We start from the raw sequence: 21,238 nt of genomic DNA, 5'->3' as shown, positions 1-21,238 counted from the left end.
GGCTCAGCGGCCCAGGTCGAGCGAGCCCATCTGCACCTGCGGGTTGGCCCGGTTGACCCGCTCGAGGTAGGCGCGGGACTTGCCGACCTCCGACTCGAGCACGCCGATGGTCTGCGACATCGTGTCGAGGGCCTGCACCTTGTAGGTGTCGATGGCGTCCATCGTCTGGTAGATGTTCGCGAACGCGGCCTGCAGCTGGGGCAGCCCGATGGTGGCCGACGCGGCCTGCTGCTGGATGGCGACCGAGTTGTCGCGCAGCATCTCCGAGGTGCTCTGGATGAGGTTGCTCGTCGTCGTGTTGAGCGCGGTGATCTGGTCGAGGACGAGCTTCTGGTTGCCCAGCGCCTGCGCGACGATGACCGCGGTGCGCAGCGCCGAGATCGTCGTCGTCGAGGCCCGGTCGACGCCCTTGATGAGCTCGAGGTTGTTCTTGATGACGATGTCGATGGCCAGGTAGTTCTGGATCGAGACGGCGAGCTGGGTCAGCAGGTCCTGGTGCTTCTGGCGCACGTAGAACAGGACGTCCTGCTTGAGCGCGGTCGCCTTCTCCGGGTCGGTGGCCTCGAGCGTCGCGATCTGCGCGGTGAGCCGGGCGTCGAGCCGCTCGGCGATGTAGACGTACTGGTTGAGCCGGCCCATCGAGTCCCAGAGGTTCTGCTTCTCGAGGTTGAGCGCGACGTTGTCGCGCTGCAGCTCGTCCTGGCCGCTGCGCAGCGCGTGCAGGATGCCGTCGAGGTGGCTCTGCGCCGACTGGTACTTGCGGAAGTAGTCGGTGATCCTGTCGCCGAACGGGATCATGCCGAGGACCTTCTTGCCCCCCTTGGCCTGGCCGGGGTCGAGGTCCTCGACGGTGCGGCGCAGGTCGAGCAGGGTCTTGCTCACCTTCGAGCCCTCGGACAGCCCGCCGTCGGTGAGCGCCTTGACCGGCGTCTTGAGCAGCCGGTTGCTCGACTCCGCGGCACGGCGGATCTCGTCGTCGCCCATCGTGCGGACGTCGGCCGCCTTGGCCTCGAAGGTCGGGCTCTTGGCCTGCGCCTGGAGCAGCGCCTCGAGGTAGCCGTCGACCTTGGCGTCGAGGCCGGCGATCGCGGCCTCGGGGACCTGCGGGGCCATCTTGGGCGCCGCGGTCTCGCTCACCGCCGTGGTCGGGGCCGGTGGGGCCAGCGTCAGCGTGGCCGTCGGCTGGGGCGGGGCCAGTGGGGCGACCGCCGCGGCGGCATCGGTCGGCGCGGGCTGGTCCGTCATCGGTGCTCCCCAAACATCTGTGCTCCCCTGAGATCGGTGCGAGGAGGACCGGCCTCGGCCCACCCCACCAGACGTCCGGTCAACCTACCGGGTTCCACCGACACCGGTCGGTCCGGTTCCGCCCTGAGCGGACCCCGTCCGGCCCCCCGTCCGGCCTCCCCGTACGGCGCCCCGCACGGCCCCCTCCCACGGGCGGGTGTCCGCCCCGGTCGCCCGGGGTACCCGGCGGACATGGCAGACACCAGTCTCACCGTCACCCGCGCGATCGACGCCCCGGCCGACCGGGTCTTCGACGTCCTCAGCAACCCCGAGCGCCACGTCGACCTCGACGGCTCGGGCTTCGTGGTCTCGGTCGACCACGGCGACCGGATCACCGGCACCGGCCAGGTCTTCACCATGAACATGGAGGGCGACCACATGGGCGGGGAGTACAAGACCGACAACCACGTGACCGGCTACGACCGCAACACGCTCCTGGCCTGGCAGACCGCACCGGCGGGCACCGAGCCGCCCGGGTGGGAGTGGGTCTGGGAGCTCGTCGCCCAGGGCCCGGACGCGACCGAGGTCTCGTTGACCTACGACTGGTCCAAGGTCACCGACAAGGCCCTGCTGCAGAAGGTGGGCTTCCCGTTGGTGAGCAAGGACCAGCTCGAGGACTCCCTCGCGACCCTCGCGTCCGAGGTCTCCGGTTCCTAGGGGGTTGACCTCGCCGGTCGGGGTGGGCAGTCTGGTTTCCGTCCAGCGGGAGAAGTCTTCCGCATGGTGAAAGAGTCAGCGAAGGAGCAGACATGCCCACCCCCGACGGCGTGCAGGTGACCGGTCCCCTCCAGCCCGGCTTCGAGGAGGTGCTCACCGACGAGGCGCTGGCCTTCCTCGCCGACCTGCACCGCCGCTTCGACGGCCGCCGCCGCGAGCTGCTCGCCGCGCGCGACACCCGGTACGACGCGCTCGCCGCCGGCGGCACCCTCGGCTTCCTGCCGGAGACGCAGGAGGTCCGCGACGGCGACTGGCAGGTGGCCCCGCCCGCCCCCGGTCTGGAGGACCGGCGCGTCGAGATCACCGGCCCCGTCGACCGGAAGATGACGATCAACGCGCTCAACTCCGGCGCGAAGGTGTGGCTGGCCGACTTCGAGGACGCCTCGACACCGACCTGGGAGAACGCGGTCCAGGGCCAGCTCAACCTGCGCGACGCGCTCGACGGGACCATCGACTTCACCGCCGACACCGGCAAGTCCTACGCGCTGCGCACCGACGCGCCGCTGGCCACGATCGTCGTCCGCCCGCGCGGCTGGCACCTGACCGAGAAGCACGTGCTCGTCGACGGCGAGCGCCTGTCGGGCTCGCTCTTCGACTTCGGCCTGTACTTCTTCCACTGCGCGCAGCGGCAGCTCGACGCGGGCAAGGGCCCGTACTTCTACCTGCCGAAGATGGAGAGCCACCTCGAGGCGCGGCTGTGGAACGACGTCTTCGTCCGCGCCCAGGAGGCCCTCGGCATCCCGCGCGGGACGATCCGCGCGACGGTCCTCGTCGAGACCTACCCGGCCGCCTTCGAGATGGAGGAGATCCTCTTCGAGCTGCGCGAGCACTCGAGCGGGCTCAACGCCGGCCGCTGGGACTACATCTTCAGCGTCATCAAGAAGTTCCGGACCCGCGGGCGCGACTTCCTGCTGCCCGACCGCGCGCAGGTGACGATGACCGTCCCGTTCATGCGCGCCTACACCGAGCTGCTCGTGCGCAGCTGCCACAAGCGCGGCGCGCACGCGATCGGGGGGATGGCGGCGTTCATCCCGAGCAAGGACGAGGCGGCGAACGCGGCGGCGTACGAGAAAGTCGAGCAGGACAAGGGCCGCGAGGCCGGCGACGGCTTCGACGGCTCGTGGGTGGCGCACCCCGGCATGGTGGAGACGTGCAAGGAGGCCTTCACCGCCGTGCTCGGTGACCGCCCGAACCAGCTGGACGAGAAGCGCGAGGACGTCCACGTCACCGCCGAGCAGCTGCTCGACGTCGCCTCGACACCCGGGCAGGTCACCGAGGCGGGCCTGCGGGGCAACATCTCGGTCGGCATCCAGTACCTGCACGCCTGGCTCGGCGGGCAGGGCGCGGTCGGCATCAACGGCCTCATGGAGGACGCCGCCACCGCCGAGATCAGCCGCTCCCAGGTCTGGCAGTGGCTGCACAACGACATCGAGCTCGAGGACGGCCAGGTCGTCACCCGCGAGCTCGTCGACCGGCTCGTCGAGGAGGAGGTGGCCGAGCTCCCGGGCGACCCCGAGCAGTACGCCGCCGCGCGCGACACCTTCCTCTCGGTCGCGGTCGCCGACGAGTTCGCCGAGTTCCTCACCCTCCCCGCCTACGAGCGGATGTCGTAGGAGCCGGGCACAGTAGGCAGCAGGACGACGAGGATCGACGAAGGGGTCGACGTGGACGCGAGGGGACTGGCGCCGTGGCTGGCGGACCGGCTGCCGGCCGGGGCGGTCATCATCGACCCGGTGCAGCTGGCGACGTACGCCTGCGACGGCCTCGCGCACTACAAGGTCGTGCCCGCCGTCGTCGTGCTGCCGGAGACGGCCGAGCAGGTGGCGACCGTGGTGCGGGCCTGCGCCGAGCACGGCGTCCCCTTCGTCGCGCGCGGCGCGGGCACCGGCCTGTCCGGCGGGGCGCTGCCGCACGCCGACGGAGTCCTCGTCGTCCTCTCGCGGATGCGCGACGTCGTCGAGGTCGACCGGGCCAACCAGCGGGCGGTCGTCCAGCCGGGCGTCGTCAACCTCCAGCTGTCCGCGCTGACCCGCCCCGACGGCTACTACTTCGCTCCCGACCCCAGCAGCCAGCAGGTCTGCTCGGTCGGCGGGAACGTCGCGGAGAACTCCGGCGGCGCGCACTGCCTCAAGTACGGCTTCACCACCGGCCACGTCACCGGGCTGCAGCTCGTCACCCCGGCCGGCGAGCTCGTCGAGCTCGGGGGGAAGGCCCCCGACCTGCCCGGCTACGACCTGCTGGGCGCCGTCGTCGGCTCCGAGGGGACGCTCGGGGTCGCGACCCGGGTGACGGTGCGGCTCACCCGGACCCCCGAGGCGGTCGAGACGCTGCTGGCCGGCTTCCCCGACACGGACTCGGCCGGCCGGGCGGTCTCCGCCGTCATCTCCGCCGGGGTCGTCCCCGCCGCCATCGAGATGATGGACGCCCTCGCCATCGAGGCCGCCGAGGCGGCCGTGCACTGCGGCTACCCGGCCGGCGCCGGCGCCGTGCTCATCGTCGAGCTCGACGGCCCGCGACCCGAGGTCGCCCACCAGTTCGAGCAGGTCAAGGGCATGTGCGAGGACGCCGGCGCGTTCGAGATCCGGGTCGCCGCCGACGACACCGAGCGCGCCCTCATCTGGAAGGGCCGCAAGTCGGCCTTCGCCGCGGTCGGTCGGATCAGCCCCGACTACATCGTCCAGGACGGCGTCATCCCGCGGACCCGGCTCGCCGAGGCGCTCACCCGCATCGAGGCGCTCGCGGGGGAGCGGGGCGTGCGGGTCGCCAACGTCTTCCACGCCGGCGACGGCAACCTGCACCCGCTGGTCCTCTTCGACGACGCCGTCCCCGGCGAGGCCGAGCGGGCCGAGGAGGCGTCCGGCGCGATCATCGACCTGTGCATCGAGCTCGGCGGCTCGATCACCGGTGAGCACGGCGTCGGGTCCGACAAGGCGAAGTACATGCCGCGGATGTTCGGCGAGGACGACCTCGACACGATGCAGCTGGTCCGGTGCGCCTTCGACCCGGCCGGCATCGCCAACCCCGGCAAGATCTTCCCGACGCCGCGGCTGTGCGGTGAGGTGCCGAGGCGCCGTACGGCGTCCGAGGGTGCCCACCCGCTCGTCGAGGCCGGCCTCGCCGACCAGTTCTGACGCGACCGGACGTGAGGGGGAGCCGATGACCACCGTGACCGATGCGCTGCCGCGCCTGCTCGAGGCGAGCGGCGGGCACGCCCGCGAGGGAGGCGTCGCCGACGCCGTCGACGGCCTGGTGCCGCCCTACGTCGTCGCGCCCACCGGCCCGCGGGCGACCGAGGCGGTCGCCGCCGTGCTGCGGACGGCGCACGCCGACGGCCTCGCCGTCGTCGTCCGCGGCGCCGGCACCAAGCTCGGCTGGGGCGCCCCGCCACGCCGGCTCGACGTCGTCCTCGAGACGGGCGGACTCGACGAGCTCGTCGAGCACGCAGCCGGCGACCTCGTCGTCGTCACCGGCGCCGGGCGGCGGCTGGAGGACCTCCAGCGCGACCTCGCGGGGGCCGGCCAGTGCCTCGCCGTCGACCCGGCCCGCCAGGGCACCGTCGGCGGGCTCGTCGCCTCCGCCGACGCCGGACCGGCCCGGCTGGGGCGCGGACCCGTGCGCGACCTCGTCATCGGCGCCACGGTGGTGCGCGCCGACGGCGTCGTCGCCCGCTCGGGCGGCAAGGTGGTCAAGAACGTCGCCGGCTACGACCTGGGCAAGCTGCTCACCGGGTCCTTCGGCACCCTCGGCGTCCTCACCCGCGTCGCCCTGCGGCTGCACCCCGTCGCGGAGGCCGGCGCCTGGGTCACCGTCCCGGTCGCCTCGGCCCGGCACGCGAGCGCCCTCGTCCAGGGCGTGCTCCACGCGCAGGTGGTCGCCGACGCCGCCGAGCTCGACCGGCCCGGCGAGGGGCGGGCCCAGCTCGCCGTCCGCCTCGACGGGATCGCGCCCGGCGTCGCCGCGCGCGCCGAGCAGACCGCCGCGCTGCTCGGCACCGGCGCGCAGGTGAGCGACACCGCGCCCGCCTGGTGGGGACGCGACCTCGACGCCGCCGCGCACGGGGTGACGCTCAAGGCGTCGTACGAGCCGGCGAGCCTCGCCGTCCTGCTCGAGGCCGTCGACGACGCGTCCGCCGCCGTCGGGCTCCCGCTCGACGTGCGCGGGTCGGCCGCCGTCGGCACCCTCACCGTCGGGCTGGGCGGGTCCGGCCACGGGTCGGACCCCGCGCAGGTGGCCGCCGTCCTCGCCGCGCTGCGCGGCGCCGCGGACCGCTTCGGCGGCGCGGTCGTCGTGCGCGACGCCCCCGCCGCGGTCCGGGCCGCCGTCGACGTCTGGGGCCCGGTGCGCGGGCTCGACCTCATGCGCCGCGTCAAGGAGCGGCTCGACCCCACGGGCGTGCTCGCGCCCGGACGCTTCGTCGGAGGGATCTGATCATGACCGACCTGCCCACCCCGGTCGTGCGGGGCTTCGACGACCACCGGCCGCCGGACCCGGCCCTGCTCGCCGACTGCGTGCACTGCGGGTTCTGCCTGCCGACCTGCCCGACCTACGTGCTGTGGGGCGAGGAGATGGACAGCCCGCGCGGCCGGATCCTGCTCATGGACCAGGTCTCGCAGGGCGCGCCGATGACCGACACGATGGTCGGTCACGTCGACGCCTGCCTCGGCTGCATGGCTTGCGTGACGGCCTGCCCGTCGGGGGTGCAGTACGACCGGCTCATCGAGGCGACCCGTGCGCAGGTCGAGCGCCACCACGAGCGGCCCCGCGCGCAGAAGGCGATGAGGGAGGCGATCTTCGCGCTCTTCCCCTACCCGGCGCGGCTCAAGGCCGCGCGCGGACCGCTGCGGCTCTACCAGCGCAGCGGCCTCGGCCGGCTGGTGCGACGCAGCGGCGTCCTCGAGAAGCTGTCGCCGACGCTCGCCGCGATGGAGTCGCTCGCCCCTGAGCTGGGCTCGGTGCCCGACGTGCCCGAGCGCACGCCGGCGGTGGGGGAGCGGCGCGGCACGGTCGGGATGCTCCTCGGCTGCGTCCAGCGCGCGTTCTTCCCCGACGTCAACGCCGCGACCGCCCGGGTGCTCGCCGCCGAGGGGTACGACGTCCTGGCCCCCGCCTCGCAGGGCTGCTGCGGTGCGCTGTCGGCACACGTGGGGCGCGAGGAGGAGGCGCGCGCCTTCGCCCGCGACCTCGTCGCGCAGTTCGAGGACGCGGGCGTCGACCACGTCGTCGTCAACTCCGCCGGCTGCGGCTCGTCGATGAAGGAGTACGCCGACCTGCTCTCCGACGACCCCGAGTGGGGGCCGCGGGCGGCGGCCTTCGCGGCCACGGTGCGCGACGTCGCCGAGATCATCGCCGAGGCGGGCCCGCGGGCGACGTACCACCCGCTGCCGGTGACCGTCGCGTACCACGACGCCTGCCACCTCGGGCACGCCCAGGGCATCCGGGCCCAGCCGCGCGCGCTGCTGCGCGGCATCCCGGGGCTGGAGCTGCGCGAGATCCGCGAGGCCGACATCTGCTGCGGCAGCGCCGGCGTCTACAACATCCTCAACCCCGAGCCGGCCCGCGAGCTCGGCGACCGCAAGGCCGCGAACGTCGCCGCGACCGGCGCGCAGCTGCTCGTCACCGCCAACCCGGGGTGCCTCATGCAGGTCGCCACCTCGCTCGAGCGGGCCGGCCAGCACATCGCGCTCGCCCACACCGTGCAGGTCCTCGACGCCTCGATCCGCGGGCTGCCGGTGACCCGCCTGCTCACCCCCTGACCCACCGCCCGGTCCCGACCCACGCACGCGCCCTCACACCACCGCACCCACGGCCGACGACGACGCCGGCCATTAGGAGCACCCCATGTACCGACCCGTCCTCGACGCCGTCGGAGGATCGCTGCTGCTCACCGCGCTCGTCGCGATGCTGCCGCTGCTCGTCCTCTTCGTCCTCCTCGGGGTGGTCAGGATGGCCGCCTGGAAGGCCGCGCTGGTCAGCCTGCTGGTCAGCCTGCTCGTCGCCGTCCTCGCCTACCGGATGCCGGTCGGGCAGGCCGTCCTCTCCGGTACGGAGGGCGCCGCCTTCGGCTTCTTCCCCATCCTCTGGATCGTCATCAACGCCATCTGGGTCTACAACATGACGGTCGAGACCGGTCACTTCGACGTCCTGCGGCGCTCGTTCGCCCGGGTGAGCGACGACCAGCGCATCCAGGCGGTCATCATCGCCTTCTGCTTCGGGGCGCTCCTCGAGGCCCTGGCCGGCTTCGGCACCCCGGTGGCGATCACGAGCGTCATGCTCATCGCCCTCGGCTTCCGCCCCCTCAAGGCCGCCACCGTGGCGCTGGTCGCCAACACCGCCCCCGTCGCCTTCGGTGCGCTCGCCGTGCCCATCACCACGCTGGCCACCGTGAGCAACCAGAGCGAGCACGCCCTCGCCCAGATGGTCGGCCGGCAGACGCCGCTGCTCGCCGTCGTCGTCCCGATGGCCCTGGTCCTCATCATCGACGGGGCCCGCGGGGTGCGCGAGACGCTGCCCGCCACGCTCACCTGCGGGGTCGCCTTCGCCGTCGCGCAGTTCGTCACGTCGAACTACGTCTCCACCCAGCTGACCGACATCGTCGCCGCCCTCGTGGGCGCGCTGGCCGTCGTGGCGCTGCTGCGGGTCTGGCGGCCCGCGTCGTCGTACGTCGAGACCGACGAGCCCGAGCTCGTCCCCGCCGGCGGGTCGGTCGGCGCCGAGGCCCCGGCCCGGCGCACCGGCGGCGGCGACCACGCCCCCGACGCGGGCGCCCGCAGCCTCCAGGAGGTCGAGGCCCGCGACGCCGCGGCCCGCGACACCCGCGCGGACGTGGTGCGGGCCTACGCGCCGTACGTCGTCATCGTCCTCGTCTTCGTCCTCAGCCAGCTGCCCGGCATCAAGGACCTGCTCGCGGCCAAGGCGGTCAACCCGTCCTTCTCGTGGCCGGGGCTGCACCTCGAGACCGCCGGCGGCAAGCCGTCCACGCTGCCCGTCTTCAAGCTCGGCTGGCTGGGCGCGGCGGGCACGCTCATGGTCGTCTCGGGGCTGATCACGATCCCGGTCATCGGGATCCGGCCCGGTCGGGCGCTGCGCGCGTACGGCGCGACGTACCGGCAGCTGCTGCCGGCCATCGTCACCGTCATGGCCGTCCTCGGCCTGGCCTACGTGATGAACGCGTCGGGGCAGACCGCGACCCTCGGCAGCTGGCTCGCCGGGTCCGGCGCGCTCTTCGCCCTGCTGTCGCCGGTGCTCGGCTGGCTGGGGGTCGCGGTGACCGGGTCGGACACCTCGTCCAACAGCCTGTTCGGCGCGCTCCAGGTGCAGGCGGCGGCCCGGACCGGCCTCGACCCGCTCCTCATGGCCGCCGCGAACAGCTCCGGCGGGGTGCTGGGGAAGATGGTCTCCCCCCAGAACCTCGCCATCGCCGCGGCGGCGGTCGGCCTGTCCGGGAGGGAGGGGGAGATCTTCCGGCGGGTCCTGCTCTGGTCGCTGGTGTTCCTCGCCCTCATGTGCGTCATCGTCCTGCTCCAGTCGACCCCCGTGCTGTCCTGGATGGTGCCGTGACCCCGGGTCGGCCTGTCGGGGTCGGCCGCTAGGTTGGAACCCGCCCGCGGCGACGCGGCGGGCCTGGTCACCAAGGAGGCGCCGGTGCGGGTCGCGCTCATGCTCACGTGCATCAACGACGCGATGTTCCCCGAGACGGGCAAGGCGGTCGTGCGGCTGCTGCGCCGGCTCGGGGTCGACGTCGAGTTCCCGCCCGGGCAGAGCTGCTGCGGGCAGCCGATGACCAACACGGGCTACCTCGACGAGGCCGTCCCCGCGGTCCGGGCCTTCGCGTCGGCCTTCGAGGGGTACGACGCCGTCGTCGTCCCGTCCGGCTCGTGCGCCGGGTCGGTGCGCCACCAGCACGGTCTCGTCGCCCGCCGCGCCGGCGACCCGGCCCTGCAGGACGCCGTACGGCGTCTCGCCCCGCGCACCCACGAGCTGACCGAGTTCCTCCTCGACGTCCTCGAGGTCGAGGACGTCGGCGCGTCCTTCCCGCACTCGGTGACCTACCACCCGACGTGCCACTCGCTGCGGCTGCTCGGTGTCGGCGACCGCCCCGCGCGGCTGCTGCGCCACGTGCGCGGGCTGCGGCTGCTCGAGCTGCCGGCCGCGGAGGAGTGCTGCGGCTTCGGGGGCACGTTCGCGGTGAAGAACGCCGAGACGTCGGTCGCGATGGGCACCGACAAGGTGCGGCACGCCGTCGGCACCGGCGCCGAGGTCCTCGTCGCGTCCGACAACTCGTGCCTCATGCACCTCGGCGGGCTGCTCTCGCGCGAGCGGGCGGGGATGCGGGTCATGCACCTGGCCGAGATCCTCGCCAGCACCGAGGACCAGCCGGCGTCCGTGCTCACCGCGCCGACGCTCCTGGAGCGCACCTCCGCAGCCCGGGGGGCGCGGTCGTGACCGCCACCTTCGTCGGGATGCCGCCGTTCCCTCAGGCGGCGCGGACGGCGCTCGCCGACCCGCAGCTGCGGGCCAACCTGCGGCACGCGACGCACACCATCCGTGACAAGCGTGCGGCCGTCGTCGCCGAGGTGGACGAGTGGGAGGCGTTGCGCCGCAAGGGCGCTGGCATCAAGGACGACATGCTCGCCCACCTCGACGAGCACCTCGTGCGGCTCGAGGAGCAGCTGACGGCACGCGGCGCGGTGGTGCACTGGGCCCGCGACGCGGCCGAGGCGTGCGCGATCGTCGCGCAGGTCGCGCGCGACCACCGCGCCGACGAGGTCGTCAAGGTCAAGTCGATGGCGACGGCCGAGATCGGCCTCAACGAGGCGCTGGCGCAGGAGGGCATCGCGGCGTGGGAGACCGACCTCGCCGAGCTCATCGTCCAGCTCGGCGACGACCTGCCCTCGCACATCCTCGTGCCGGCGATCCACCGCAACCGCGCGGAGATCCGACGGATCTTCCTCGACCGGATGGCCGCCGCGGGACGCCCCGCCCCGGCCGACCTCACCGACGAGCCGCGCGAGCTGGCGGCCGCGGCGCGGCTGCACCTGCGCGAGAAGTTCCTGCGCGCCACGGTCGCCGTCTCCGGGGCGAACTTCGCCGTCGCCGAGACCGGCACCCTCGTCGTCGTCGAGTCCGAGGGCAACGGGCGGATGTGCCTGACGCTGCCCGAGGTGCTCGTCAGCGTCGTCGGCATCGAGAAGGTGCTGCCGACCACGGCCGACCTCGACACGTTCCTGCGGCTGCTGCCCCGCTCCAGCACGGGGGAGCGGATGAACCCCTACACCTCGATGTGGACCGGCGTCACGCCCGGCGACGGCCCGCAGGAGGTGCACGTCGTCCTGCTCGACAACGGCCGCACCGACGTCCTCGCCGACGAGGTCGGCCGGCAGGCGCTGCGCTGCATCCGCTGCTCGGCCTGCCTCAACGTCTGCCCGGTCTACGAGCGCACCGGCGGCCACGCCTACGGCTCGGTCTACCCGGGCCCCATCGGCGCGATCCTCACCCCGATGCTCAAGGGCGTCGGACACGACGAGCAGGTCGACTCGCTGCCCTACGCCTCCTCGCTGTGCGGGCGCTGCTACGAGGTGTGCCCGGTGATGATCGACATCCCCGAGGTCCTCGTCCACCTGCGCAGCCAGGTCGTCGACGCGCACCGCGACACCGTCGGCGGGGGAGGGCTGGGCTGGCGCCCGCCGACGCCGCTGGACCTGGCGATGCGCGGGGCCGCGCTCGTCCTCGGCGACGGCCGGCGGATGGCCTGGGCCGCCCGCGGGACGGCGCTCGCCGGCCGGGTGCTCGGCGCGACCCGCGGACGGCTCGGGGGCGGCGCGCGCGGACGGGCGCTGCCCGGTGGCCGCGGCGCCCTCGGTCGCGTCCCCGGCGGAGGCGGCTGGACCGACGCCCGCGACCTGCCCGCCCCACCCACCGACACCTTCCGCGCCTGGTGGACGCGCACCCACGGCGGCCGCGACGAGGCCACGACCACGCGCACAGCCCAGGAGGAGCGCCGATGAGCACCGCCCGCGAGGACGTCCTCGCCCGCGTCCGCTCCGCCCTGCGCGGCGCCCCCACCCGCGCCGACGGGCCGGCCGGCGAGGGGGCCGACGAGCAGGCCCCGGGCGGCGGCCACGGGGCGGACGTCGTCGACCTCGTCACGCTCTTCGTCGAGCGGGTCGAGGACTACCGCGCGGTCGTCGTGCGCACCGGTGCCGCGGGCGCGGCGGCCGCGGTCCGCGACGGGCTCGCCGCGAGCCGGTCCGTCGTCGTCCCGGCCGGCTTCCCCGACGACCTGCTCGCGCTCCCGGACGGCGCCCGGCGGGTCACCGACGACCCGGCCGCCCCCCTCACCGCCGCCGCGCTCGACGGGGTCGACGCCGTCGTCACGACCGCCACCGTCGGCATCGCCGAGACCGGCACCATCGTCCTCGACCACGGGGCCGGGCAGGGGCGCCGGGCCCTCACCCTCGTGCCCGACCGGCACGTGTGCGTCGTCCGCACCGACCAGGTCGTCGCCGACGTCCCCGACGCCGTCGCCGCCCTGCCCGACCCGACCCGTCCCCTCACCTGGGTCAGCGGCCCGAGCGCGACGAGCGACATCGAGCTGGACCGGGTCGAGGGCGTCCACGGCCCGCGCACCCTCGTGGTGGTCGTCGTCGGCTGACGGCCGTCCGCCTGCCGGGCCGTCGGGCCGGTCCCGGCGGGCGGCGCTAGGTTCCTCCCATGCCCGCGTCCCCCTCGTCGACCCCCGCCCTCCCGCCCGAGGACCAGCGTTGGCTCGAGGCGCAGGCCGCCTCGCTGCTCGACTTCACCCGGGGTGCGGCCCACCCGGACGGCGGCTTCGGCTGGCTCGACGACGACGGCCGCGTCGAGGCGGGTCGCCCGGTGGAGCTGTGGATCACCTGCCGGATGACCCATGTCCTCGGCCTCGCCGCCATCGCCGGCGACGAGGGCGCCCGCGACCTCGTCGACCACGGTGTCCGCGCCCTGCGGGGCCGGCTGCACGACGACGAGCACGGTGGGTGGTACGCCGCCGTCGAGACCGGCCCCGACGGCGCCTCGCGCCCCGCCGACGACACCAAGCAGGCCTACGCGCACGCGTTCGTCGTCCTCGCCGCGGCCACCGCCACGGCCGTCGGCCACCCGCAGGCCCCCGCGCTGCTCGACGAGGCCCTCGCCACCTGGGAGCGCTTCTGGTCGGAGGAGGACGGCCTGGCCGCCGACGTCTGGGACCGCACCTTCACCACCCTCGACCCCTACCGCGGCGTCAACGCCAACATGCACAGCGTCGAGGCGCTGCTCGCCGCCCACGACGTCACCGGCGACCCGGTGCCGCTGCAGCGGGCCCTGCGGATCACCGGCCGCGTCGTGCACGAGTTCGCCGCCAGCAACGGGTACCGGCTGCCCGAGCACTACGACGAGCAGTGGAACCGCCGGCTCGACTACAACCGCGACCACCCGGCCGACAAGTTCCGCCCGTACGGCGTGACCATCGGTCACCTCCTCGAGTGGGCCAGGCTGGCGCTGCACGTGCGCACCGCGCTCACCCGCGCCGGCGCGGACGTGCCGGACTGGCTGCTGCAGGACGCCATGGCCCTCACCGCCCGCGGCGTCGAGGACGGCTGGGCCGTCGACGGCCGCGACGGGTTCGTCTACACGACCGACTTCGACGCAGCCCCGGTCGTGCGCGACCGGCTGCACTGGGTCGCGGCCGAGGCGATGGCGACGTCCTGGACGCTCGCGGTGGTGACGGGCGAGGCGTCGTACGGGCAGGACTGGCAGCGCTGGCGCGCCCACGTCGACGCGCTCTTCGTCGACGCCGAGCGCGGCTCGTGGCGCCACGAGCTCGACCAGGACAACCGGCCGAGCTCGCACGTCTGGGAGGGCAAGCCGGACACGTACCACGCGTACCAGGCCGTCATCCTGCCCTTCCTGGGGGAGACGTCGTCCTTCGTCGCCGGGGTGCGCGACCGCGCCGTCGAGCGGTCCTGACCGGCGCGCCCCGGCCCCCGGACCGGGCGATTTCGCACCGCCGTCCGCGACCGTGTACGCTTCCACGACGTCGGCCTGGCCGACCGGGACCTCGGTCCCACGCCCCTTTAGCTCAGTCGGCAGAGCGTCTCCATGGTAAGGAGAAGGTCTACGGTTCGATTCCGTAAAGGGGCTCCGGTCCTCCTTCCGGTGCTCCGGTGGACAGGGCCCTCACGGCGGGGTAGCTCAGCTGGTTAGAGCGCACGACTCATAATCGTGAGGTCGCGGGATCGAGCCCCGCTCCCGCTACGACAGCCGCGTCGCGTCGGCCGCTCCCGGAGGATTTCTCTCGGGAACATCCGGTCGCGTATCGTGGTTCCTCGCGTGCGCCCGGTCCTCCCGGACCGCCGAGCGCCGCCCGTCCCGGCGACAGCCGCCCGTCGCCGCCCACCCGTCAGTACCGAGAGCAGGTTCACCGTGGCCAGCAAGACCGCCGACGTCCGCCCGAAGATCACCATGGCGTGCGTGGACTGCAAGAACCGCAACTACATCACGCGCAAGAACCGTCGCAACGACCCCGACCGCCTGGGTCTGAACAAGTTCTGCCCCAACTGCGGCAAGCAGACGGAGCACCGCGAGACCCGCTGAGGTCCGCGCCCCGCGCGCACCAGCACGACGCCCGACGGCCGTCGCCCCCACCCGGGGCGGCGGCCGTCTCGTCGTCCTCTGTGCGCCGGCTGATGGTTGCATGACACACTCGACCGACGTGAGTGGTGATCCCGGGCCCGCGGGGCTCGACCGTCCCGACCCCGCGCTCGCCGCCGAGGACGCCCGCGGCCTCGGTCGGCTGCTGCGCCGCCACGCGATCGACACGCGACCGCTCGCCGTGGCGCCGTACCGCCGTCTGCTCGTCGGGCAGGGCACGAGCTTCATCGGCTCGATGCTCACCCAGACCGCCGTCCCCGTGCAGGTCTACACGATCAGCTGCTCCAGCCTCGACGTCGGCTACGTCGGCCTCGCGGGGCTCCTGCCGATCGTCGGCTTCGGCCTGTACGGCGGCGCGATCGCCGACGTCGTCGACCGCCGCGCCCTCTACCTCGCCAGCTCGCTCGTCGGCTGGCTCGTCACCCTGGGCCTGCTCGCCCAGACCCTCGTCGGGGCGGGCAGCATCCCGCTCATCCTCGGCCTGGTCGTCGTCCAGTCGGGGGCCTTCGCCGTCGCCGGGTCGGCCCGCGGCGCGATCATCCCGCGCATCGTCCCGCTCGACCTCGTCCCGGCGGCCAACACCCTCAACTTCACCGTCGGCAACGTCGGGCAGGTCGCCGGCCCCCTGCTCGCCGGCATCCTGCTCGTCCAGTCCGGGGGCTTCGCGCTCGCGTACGGCGCCGACGCGGTCCTCTTCACCGCCGCCCTGTGGTCCGCGTTCCGGCTGCCGCCCGTGCCGCCCGACGGCGCGCGGTCGCGACCCGGCGCCGGCGCGGTCCTCGAGGGGCTGCGCTTCATCGGCAGCCGCCCGGTGCTGCTCATGAGCTTCGTCGTCGACATCACCGCGATGGTGCTGGCCATGCCGCGCTCGCTCTTCCCCGAGGTCGCGGACGAGCGCTTCGGCGGGAACGTCGGCCCGCTCTACGCCGCCATCGCCATCGGCGCGGTCGTCGCCGGCCTGTCCAGCGGCTGGGTCGGACGGGTCCGGCGCCAGGGCGTCGCCCTCGTCGTCGCCATCGCCGGCTGGGGCCTGGCCGTCGCCGCGTCCGGCCTCGCGCACTCGCTGTGGCTCGCGGTGCTGCTGCTCGCCGTCGCGGGCGCCTGCGACTTCGTCTCGGCCGTCTACCGGCAGACCATCCTGCAGACCTACGCCCCCGACGAGATACGCGGCCGGATGCAGGGCGTCTTCATCGCCGTCGTCGCCGGCGGTCCCCGCCTCGGCGACGTCCGCGCGGGCGGCACCGCGGCGCTGACCGGCGCGACGACGTCGTGGGTCGGCGGGGGCCTGGCCTGCGTGGCCGTCGTCCTCGTCGCCGGCTTGCTCGTGCGGCCCTTCCGCCGGTACGACGCCGCGGCGGTCGTCCCGGCCGACGCGGACGTGCCGACGGACACCCTCACCGAGCGAGGCTAGGGTGACGGCATGCCGGTCAACGCCGCCTTCGCCGGGCGCAGCTACCCGCCCACCGCGCCGTACTCCGTCGGGCGCGCCAAGATCCGCGAGTTCGCCGAGGCGGTCGGCAGCAGCGACCCGCTGCACCTCGACCCGCAGGCCGCCCGCGCCGCCGGGCACCGCGACGTCATCGCGCCGCCGACCTTCGCGGTCCTCATCGCCCAGCAGTGCGACGCCCAGCTCATCACCGACCCGGAGGCCGGGATCGACTACAGCCGCGTCGTCCACGGCGAGCAGCGCTTCGCCCACCACCGCCCGCTCACCGCGGGCGACGAGGTCGTCGGGGTCCTGCACGTCGACACCGTCCGCGAGGCCGGCGGCCACTCGATGGTCACGACCCGCACCGAGCTGAGCGTCGACGGCGAGGCGGTCTGCACGGCCACCTCGACGATCGTCGTCCGGGGCAGTGAGTGACGTGGCTCCTGCCGTGACACTCACACCAGTCGCCGTCGGCGACACGCTGCCGCCGCGCACCGTCCACGTCACCCGCTCGACGCTGGTGCAGTACGCCGGGGCCTCGCTCGACCGCAACCCCATCCACTGGGACGAGCGGTTCGCGACGGCCGTCGGCCTGCCCGACGTCATCGCCCACGGCATGTTCACCATGGGCGCCGGCGCGACGTACGTCGCCGACTGGGCCGGTGACCCCTCGCGCGTCCTCGAGTACGGCGTGCGGTTCACCAAGCCCGTCGTCGTCAGCCACGACGAGGGCGCCGACGTCGAGTACTCCGGCGTCGTGAAGAAGGTCGACGACGAGGCCGGCACGGCCACCGTCGAGCTGACCGCGGTCTGCCGCGGCGAGAAGGTGCTCGGCCGCGCCCTCGCCGTCGTCCGGCTCGGCTGAGGCCGTGCGGGAGGAGCACGACGCACCGCTGGCGGGCCTGACGACGATGCGCGTCGGCGGCCCCGCCGCGCGCCTGGTCACCGCGACGACGACCGACGAGCTCGTCGACGCCGTCCGCGAGGTCGACGACGCCGACGAGCCGCTGCTCGTCGTCGGCGGCGGCTCCAACCTCGTCCTGCCCGACGCGGGCTTCCCCGGCACCGTCGTGCACGTCGCGACGAGCGGGGTCGCCGTCGAGTCCGACGACTCGTGCGGCGGGGCCAACGTCCGCGTCGCCGCCGGCGAGCCGTGGGACGACCTCGTCGCCCGCGCCGTCGCCGAGGGCTGGGCCGGCATCGAGGCGCTGTCCGGGATCCCCGGCTCGACCGGCGCCACCCCGGTCCAGAACGTCGGCGCCTACGGCCAGGAGGTCGCCACCACCGTCGCCCAGGTGCGCGTCTGGGACCGGCGCGAGCAGCGGGTGCAGACCTTCTTCGGCCCGACCTGCGGCTTCTCCTACCGCGACTCCCGGTTCAAGTCCGGGGACGGCGCCGGCGGCCGGTACGTCGTCCTCGACGTCCTGTTCCAGCTGCGGATCGCCGACCTCGGCGAGCCGGTGCGCTACGCCGACCTCGCCCGCCAGCTCGACGTCGCCGAGGGGGCCCGGGCGCCGCTCGGCGACGTCCGCGAGGCGGTCCTCGCGCAGCGCCGCAAGCGCGGCATGGTCCTCGACGACGCGGACCCCGACACCTGGTCCTGCGGGTCGTTCTTCACCAACCCGGTCCTCGGCGCGCGGGCGTGGGCGGCGCTGCTCGAGCGCGTCCACGAGCGGCTCGGCGCCGACGTCGACCCGCCGTCGTGGGCGGAGCCGGGGGAGCGGACCAAGACGAGCGCCGCCTGGCTCATCGAGCGGGCCGGCTTCGGCAAGGGCCACGGTCTGCCCGGCCCGGCCTCCCTCTCGACCAAGCACACCCTCGCCGTGACCAACCGCGGCGGCGCGACCGCCGCCGACGTCGTCGCGCTCGCCCGCGAGGTCCGCGACGGTGTCCGCGACACCTTCGGCGTCACTCTCGTCAACGAGCCCGTGCTCGTCGGCACCACGCTCTGACCGTCACCCCCACCACCGGACTGCTGCGGATCCGGGACGTCAAGGTCCCCCTGGCTCCGGGACTGCTGCGGATCCGGGACGTCAAGGTCCCCCTGGCTCCGGGACTGCTGCGGATCCGGGACGTCAAGGTCCCCCTGGCTCCGGGACTGCTGCGGATCCGGGACGTCAAGGTCCCCCTGGCTCCGGGACTGCTGCGGATCCGGGACGTGGAGGTCCCTCCGGGTTCTCGGACTGCGGCTCGTCCGTGAGATCCGACGACGTCCCGGCTGGAGGACAGTCCGCCGTACGGGGTGATGTCGACGTCCCGCTCGCGCAGCAGTCCGGTTGTGGGGGTGACGTCGAGGTCCCGCTCGCGCAGCAGTCCGGTTGTGGGGGTGACGTCGAGGTCCCGCTCGCGCAGCAGTCCGCCGTACGGCGTCGTCAGGAGGTGGGGACCGGGCTGCCGACGAGGACGGCGCCGAAGGCCTGCGCGTCGAAGACCTGGTTGCTGCCGGACACCGCGGCCTTGGGCCGGGTGAAGACGAGGGACAGGTTGCCGGCGCCCTTCGGCTCGACCTTGAAGACCACCCAGCCGGTCGCCGAGGAGCCGCTGGCCACCTGGTCGGGGAGGACCTTCAGCCCGTGCGCGGCCATCGCCGCGTCGACCAGCGTGATGGGGCGGCTGGGGAACTGCGCGCCGGTGCGGATCGAGAAGTCCTGCTTGCGCAGCGGCGCGGTGTACGTCGTGCTCGGCGTCCACGTCATCTCGACCGCCACCAGCTCGTAGGCCTGCGACGTCGCGTCGTACCCGGCCGGCCACGGGATCCCGCGCAGGACCTTGTCGGCGGTGATCTTGTGCCCGAGCGCGCTGTCGGTGATCGTGGCCGAGACGGTGATCGGCGCGGTCGGCCAGGCCGCGGCCTTCGTCGTCGCGCTCGACGACGGCGACGCGGAGGTGCTCGACGAGGTCCCGCCCGGGGTGGCGGCGCCGGACGGCGCGACCGTCCCGCCGCTCGTCACGACCGGTGCCGGCTCGGCGCAGGCGGCCATCCCGACGAGGGTCGCGAGGCCGGCGAGGACGGGGACCACGCGCCGGACGGCGGGTCGCAGGACGCGGTGCGGCGGGTTCGACACGCTCTCCAGGGTGCCTGCCGCCCGTCGCCGCGGCCAAATCGTCAGGCGGGCGGGGCCGGCGCCGCCAGCCAGTCGTCGACCTGCGCCAGCGCCCGGTCGCGCACCGGCGCGGGCGCCCGGCTCCCGCGCAGCGCCGCCCGCGCGAGGTCGGCCAGCGCCGCGTCGTCGAGCCCGTGCGCCTCGCGCGCCAGGCGGTACTGCGCCACCAGCCGCGTCCCGAAGAGCAGCGGGTCGTCGGCCCCGAGCGCCACCGGCACACCCGCCTCGAGCAGCGACGGCAGCGGCACGGCGGGCGGGGCGTCGTACACCCCGAGGGCGACGTTGCTGCCCGGGCAGACCTCGAGCGTGACGCCGGCGGCGGCCACCTCGGCGAGCACCCGCGGGTCCTCGACGCTGCGCACGCCGTGGCCGAGCCGGTCGGGGCGCAGCAGCGACAGCGTCTCCTGCACCATCGTCGGCCCGAGCAGCTCCCCGGCGTGCGGCACCAGCGCGAGCCCGGCCCGGCGGGCGATGTCGAATGCGGGGGCGAACTCCTCCAGCACCCCGCGGCGCTCGTCGTTCGACAGCCCGAAGCCCACGACCGTGCCCGGACCCTCGCCGGCGTACCGGGCCGCCAGCCGCGCCAGCGTCCGCGCGTCGAGCGGGTGCCGGATCCGGCTCGCGGCGACGACGACGCCCACCCCGGTCCCGGTGGCACGGGACGCGCTCGCCGCCTCGTCGAGGACGATCTCCAGGGCCGGGGTCAGCCCGCCGACGTACGGCGCGTAGCTGCTCGGCTCGACCTGGATCTCCAGCCAGCGCGAGCCCTCCGCGGCGTCGTCCTCCGCCGCCTCGCGCACGATCCGGCGCAGGTCGGCCTCGCCGCGCACGCAGGCCCGGGCCAGGTCGTAGAGCCGCTGGAACCGGAACCACCCGCGCTCGTCCGTGGCGTGCAGCCGCGGCGGCGTCCAGTCCTGCTCGCGCCCCTCCACCCGCAGCGACTCGGGCAGCCGCACCCCGTGGTGCTCGGCCAGCGAGTTCAGGGTGCTCAGCCGCATCGACCCGGTGAAGTGCAGGTGCAGGTGCGCCTTGGGCAGCGCGGCCAGGTCGCGTCCGGAGCCCCCGCCGACCGGTCCGCCCGTCATGTCCCCACCCTGCCAGAACCCGGTCCCCGGTCGGCCGCCGCCTGTCGGTGGGGCGTCGTACGGTGCCTCGATGGTGCTCCGACACGCCTTCGTCGTCCCGATGACCACCGAGCGCGAGCTCGTCGAGCTCGCGGTCCTCGGCGAGGAGCACGGCTGGGACATGGTCCTCAGCTGGGAGGCGGTGCTGCGGCACGACGCCTGGGTCGCGCTCGGCGCCGCCGCGCTGAGCACGAGCCGGATCAGGCTCGGCACGATGCTCACCCCGGCGTCGCGGTGGCGCCCGTGGGACCTGGCCCGCGTCGTGGGCTCGGTCGACCGGCTCAGCGCCGGCCGGGTCACGCTCGGCGTCGGCCTCGGGGCACCGAACGGCAACTGGCTGGCCTTCGAGCCCGACGAGGGTCGGGCGCAGCGGGCCCGGCTCGTCGACGAGGTCCTCGAGGTCTACCGCGGGCTGCTCACGGCCGGCTCGCGCGGCGACTACACCCACGAGGGCGAGCGGTACGCCGTCCGCCCGGTCACCGACATCCCCCCGCTCGACCCGGTGCAGCGGCCGCACCCCCCGGTGTGGGTGGTCGGCGCGCTGGTCCCCGGACGCGATCGTCAGCGCTCGCTCGAGCGGGCCGCCCGATGGCAGGGCGTCGTCCCCGCGGTCGTCACCCCGGGGCAGGAGGACGGGTCGACGCCGCTGACCCCGTCGCTGCTGCGCGACCTGCTGGGCCGGGTCCGCGCGGAGCGCGAGCGCCTCGGCCTGCCGTGGGAGGGGTACGACGTCGTCGTCGAGGGCGACAGCCACGGCGGCTTCGGCGACATCCGCGGCCCGGCCGCGCCGTGGGAGGACGCCGGGGCGACCTGGTGGGTCGAGAGCTGGTGGGACCTGCCGCCGGGCCCCGAGGGCCTGGCCGAGCTGCGCCGCCGGGTACGGCTCGGGCCCCGCCGCTGAGCGACGGGGCCCGGGG

19 protein-coding genes and 2 tRNA genes are annotated in these 21,238 nt (G+C 74.5%); 18 read left to right on the top strand and 3 right to left on the bottom strand.

Features of this window, described 5'->3' with window-relative positions:
* Window positions 1-3: 3 nt before the first annotated feature.
* Window positions 4-1,245, bottom strand: coding sequence for a toxic anion resistance protein (locus FB458_RS02995; RefSeq protein WP_141846648.1), 1,242 nt, complete (start codon window positions 1,243-1,245; stop codon window positions 4-6).
* A 231-nt stretch (window positions 1,246-1,476) separates the two neighbouring features.
* Between FB458_RS02995 and FB458_RS02990 the strand changes: the two genes are divergently transcribed.
* The 17 genes from FB458_RS02990 to FB458_RS02910 all read left to right on the top strand — a co-directional run bounded on the left by FB458_RS02990 (window position 1,477) and on the right by FB458_RS02910 (window position 18,045).
* Complete coding sequence (locus tag FB458_RS02990) at window positions 1,477-1,941, top strand: SRPBCC family protein (RefSeq protein WP_141846647.1); 465 nt, start codon at window positions 1,477-1,479, stop codon at window positions 1,939-1,941.
* 92 nt (window positions 1,942-2,033) lie between these two features.
* Complete coding sequence (aceB, locus tag FB458_RS02985; RefSeq protein ID WP_141846645.1) at window positions 2,034-3,614, top strand: malate synthase A; 1,581 nt, start codon at window positions 2,034-2,036, stop codon at window positions 3,612-3,614.
* 51 nt (window positions 3,615-3,665) lie between these two features.
* Window positions 3,666-5,132 (top strand): FAD-binding oxidoreductase, encoded by a 1,467-nt coding sequence (locus FB458_RS02980; protein WP_211355909.1) that lies wholly within the window; start codon window positions 3,666-3,668, stop codon window positions 5,130-5,132.
* 25 nt (window positions 5,133-5,157) lie between these two features.
* On the top strand, window positions 5,158-6,429 hold the full coding sequence (locus FB458_RS02975; RefSeq protein ID WP_141846641.1) for an FAD-binding oxidoreductase: 1,272 nt from the start codon (window positions 5,158-5,160) through the stop codon (window positions 6,427-6,429).
* A gap of 2 nt (window positions 6,430-6,431) precedes the next feature.
* Window positions 6,432-7,754, top strand: coding sequence for a (Fe-S)-binding protein (locus FB458_RS02970; protein ID WP_141846639.1), 1,323 nt, complete (start codon window positions 6,432-6,434; stop codon window positions 7,752-7,754).
* A gap of 85 nt (window positions 7,755-7,839) precedes the next feature.
* A complete protein-coding gene (locus FB458_RS02965) occupies window positions 7,840-9,558 on the top strand; it encodes an L-lactate permease (RefSeq protein ID WP_141846637.1) in 1,719 nt (572 codons plus the stop codon).
* Window positions 9,559-9,657: 99 nt separating this feature from the next.
* On the top strand, window positions 9,658-10,443 hold the full coding sequence (locus FB458_RS02960; protein ID WP_141850288.1) for a (Fe-S)-binding protein: 786 nt from the start codon (window positions 9,658-9,660) through the stop codon (window positions 10,441-10,443).
* Between the two features lie 17 nt (window positions 10,444-10,460).
* Window positions 10,461-12,005, top strand: coding sequence for a lactate utilization protein B (locus FB458_RS02955; RefSeq protein ID WP_141850287.1), 1,545 nt, complete (start codon window positions 10,461-10,463; stop codon window positions 12,003-12,005).
* The gene (locus tag FB458_RS02950) at window positions 12,002-12,652 is read left to right on the top strand and encodes a LutC/YkgG family protein (RefSeq protein ID WP_141846635.1); all 651 of its coding nucleotides are present in this window, start codon (window positions 12,002-12,004) and stop codon (window positions 12,650-12,652) included. The genes FB458_RS02955 and FB458_RS02950 overlap by 4 nt, the downstream gene beginning before the upstream one ends.
* 59 nt (window positions 12,653-12,711) lie before the next feature.
* Window positions 12,712-13,980: an AGE family epimerase/isomerase gene (locus tag FB458_RS02945; protein WP_141846633.1), complete on the top strand. Its 1,269-nt coding sequence runs from the start codon at window positions 12,712-12,714 to the stop codon at window positions 13,978-13,980.
* Window positions 13,981-14,081: 101 nt separating this feature from the next.
* Window positions 14,082-14,154, top strand: a tRNA-Thr gene (locus tag FB458_RS02940).
* Window positions 14,155-14,194: 40 nt separating this feature from the next.
* Window positions 14,195-14,268 (top strand) — tRNA-Met (locus FB458_RS02935).
* A 168-nt stretch (window positions 14,269-14,436) separates the two neighbouring features.
* Window positions 14,437-14,607, top strand: coding sequence for a 50S ribosomal protein L33 (gene rpmG / locus FB458_RS02930; protein WP_141846631.1), 171 nt, complete (start codon window positions 14,437-14,439; stop codon window positions 14,605-14,607).
* A 118-nt stretch (window positions 14,608-14,725) separates the two neighbouring features.
* Window positions 14,726-16,075 (top strand): MFS transporter, encoded by a 1,350-nt coding sequence (locus tag FB458_RS02925; protein ID WP_246061031.1) that lies wholly within the window; start codon window positions 14,726-14,728, stop codon window positions 16,073-16,075.
* Between the two features lie 9 nt (window positions 16,076-16,084).
* On the top strand, window positions 16,085-16,528 hold the full coding sequence (locus tag FB458_RS02920) for an FAS1-like dehydratase domain-containing protein (protein WP_141846627.1): 444 nt from the start codon (window positions 16,085-16,087) through the stop codon (window positions 16,526-16,528).
* A 13-nt stretch (window positions 16,529-16,541) separates the two neighbouring features.
* The gene (locus FB458_RS02915; RefSeq protein WP_246061030.1) at window positions 16,542-16,958 is read left to right on the top strand and encodes a MaoC family dehydratase; all 417 of its coding nucleotides are present in this window, start codon (window positions 16,542-16,544) and stop codon (window positions 16,956-16,958) included.
* 4 nt (window positions 16,959-16,962) lie between these two features.
* A complete protein-coding gene (locus tag FB458_RS02910) occupies window positions 16,963-18,045 on the top strand; it encodes a UDP-N-acetylmuramate dehydrogenase (protein WP_141846623.1) in 1,083 nt (360 codons plus the stop codon).
* A gap of 420 nt (window positions 18,046-18,465) precedes the next feature.
* Here the strand turns inward: FB458_RS02910 and FB458_RS02905 are convergent, their stop codons facing one another.
* Together FB458_RS02905 and FB458_RS02900 are read right to left on the bottom strand one after the other, a co-directional pair.
* On the bottom strand, window positions 18,466-19,158 hold the full coding sequence (locus FB458_RS02905) for a hypothetical protein (protein WP_141846621.1): 693 nt from the start codon (window positions 19,156-19,158) through the stop codon (window positions 18,466-18,468).
* Window positions 19,159-19,199: 41 nt separating this feature from the next.
* Entirely contained in the window at window positions 19,200-20,282 is a 1,083-nt protein-coding gene (locus FB458_RS02900) for an adenosine deaminase (protein ID WP_141846619.1), read from the bottom strand.
* 70 nt (window positions 20,283-20,352) lie between these two features.
* On the opposite strand from FB458_RS02900, the gene FB458_RS02895 reads away from it, so the two are divergent.
* Window positions 20,353-21,222, top strand: a complete 870-nt coding sequence (locus FB458_RS02895) for an LLM class flavin-dependent oxidoreductase (protein WP_141846617.1) — start codon at window positions 20,353-20,355, stop codon at window positions 21,220-21,222.
* Window positions 21,223-21,238: the final 16 nt, after the last annotated feature.

This window comes from Lapillicoccus jejuensis, assembly GCF_006715055.1.
Lineage (GTDB): Bacteria > Actinomycetota > Actinomycetes > Actinomycetales > Dermatophilaceae > Lapillicoccus > Lapillicoccus jejuensis.
Note: the sequence above shows the minus strand (reverse complement) of the source record. Positions and strands in the feature narration are given on the sequence as shown.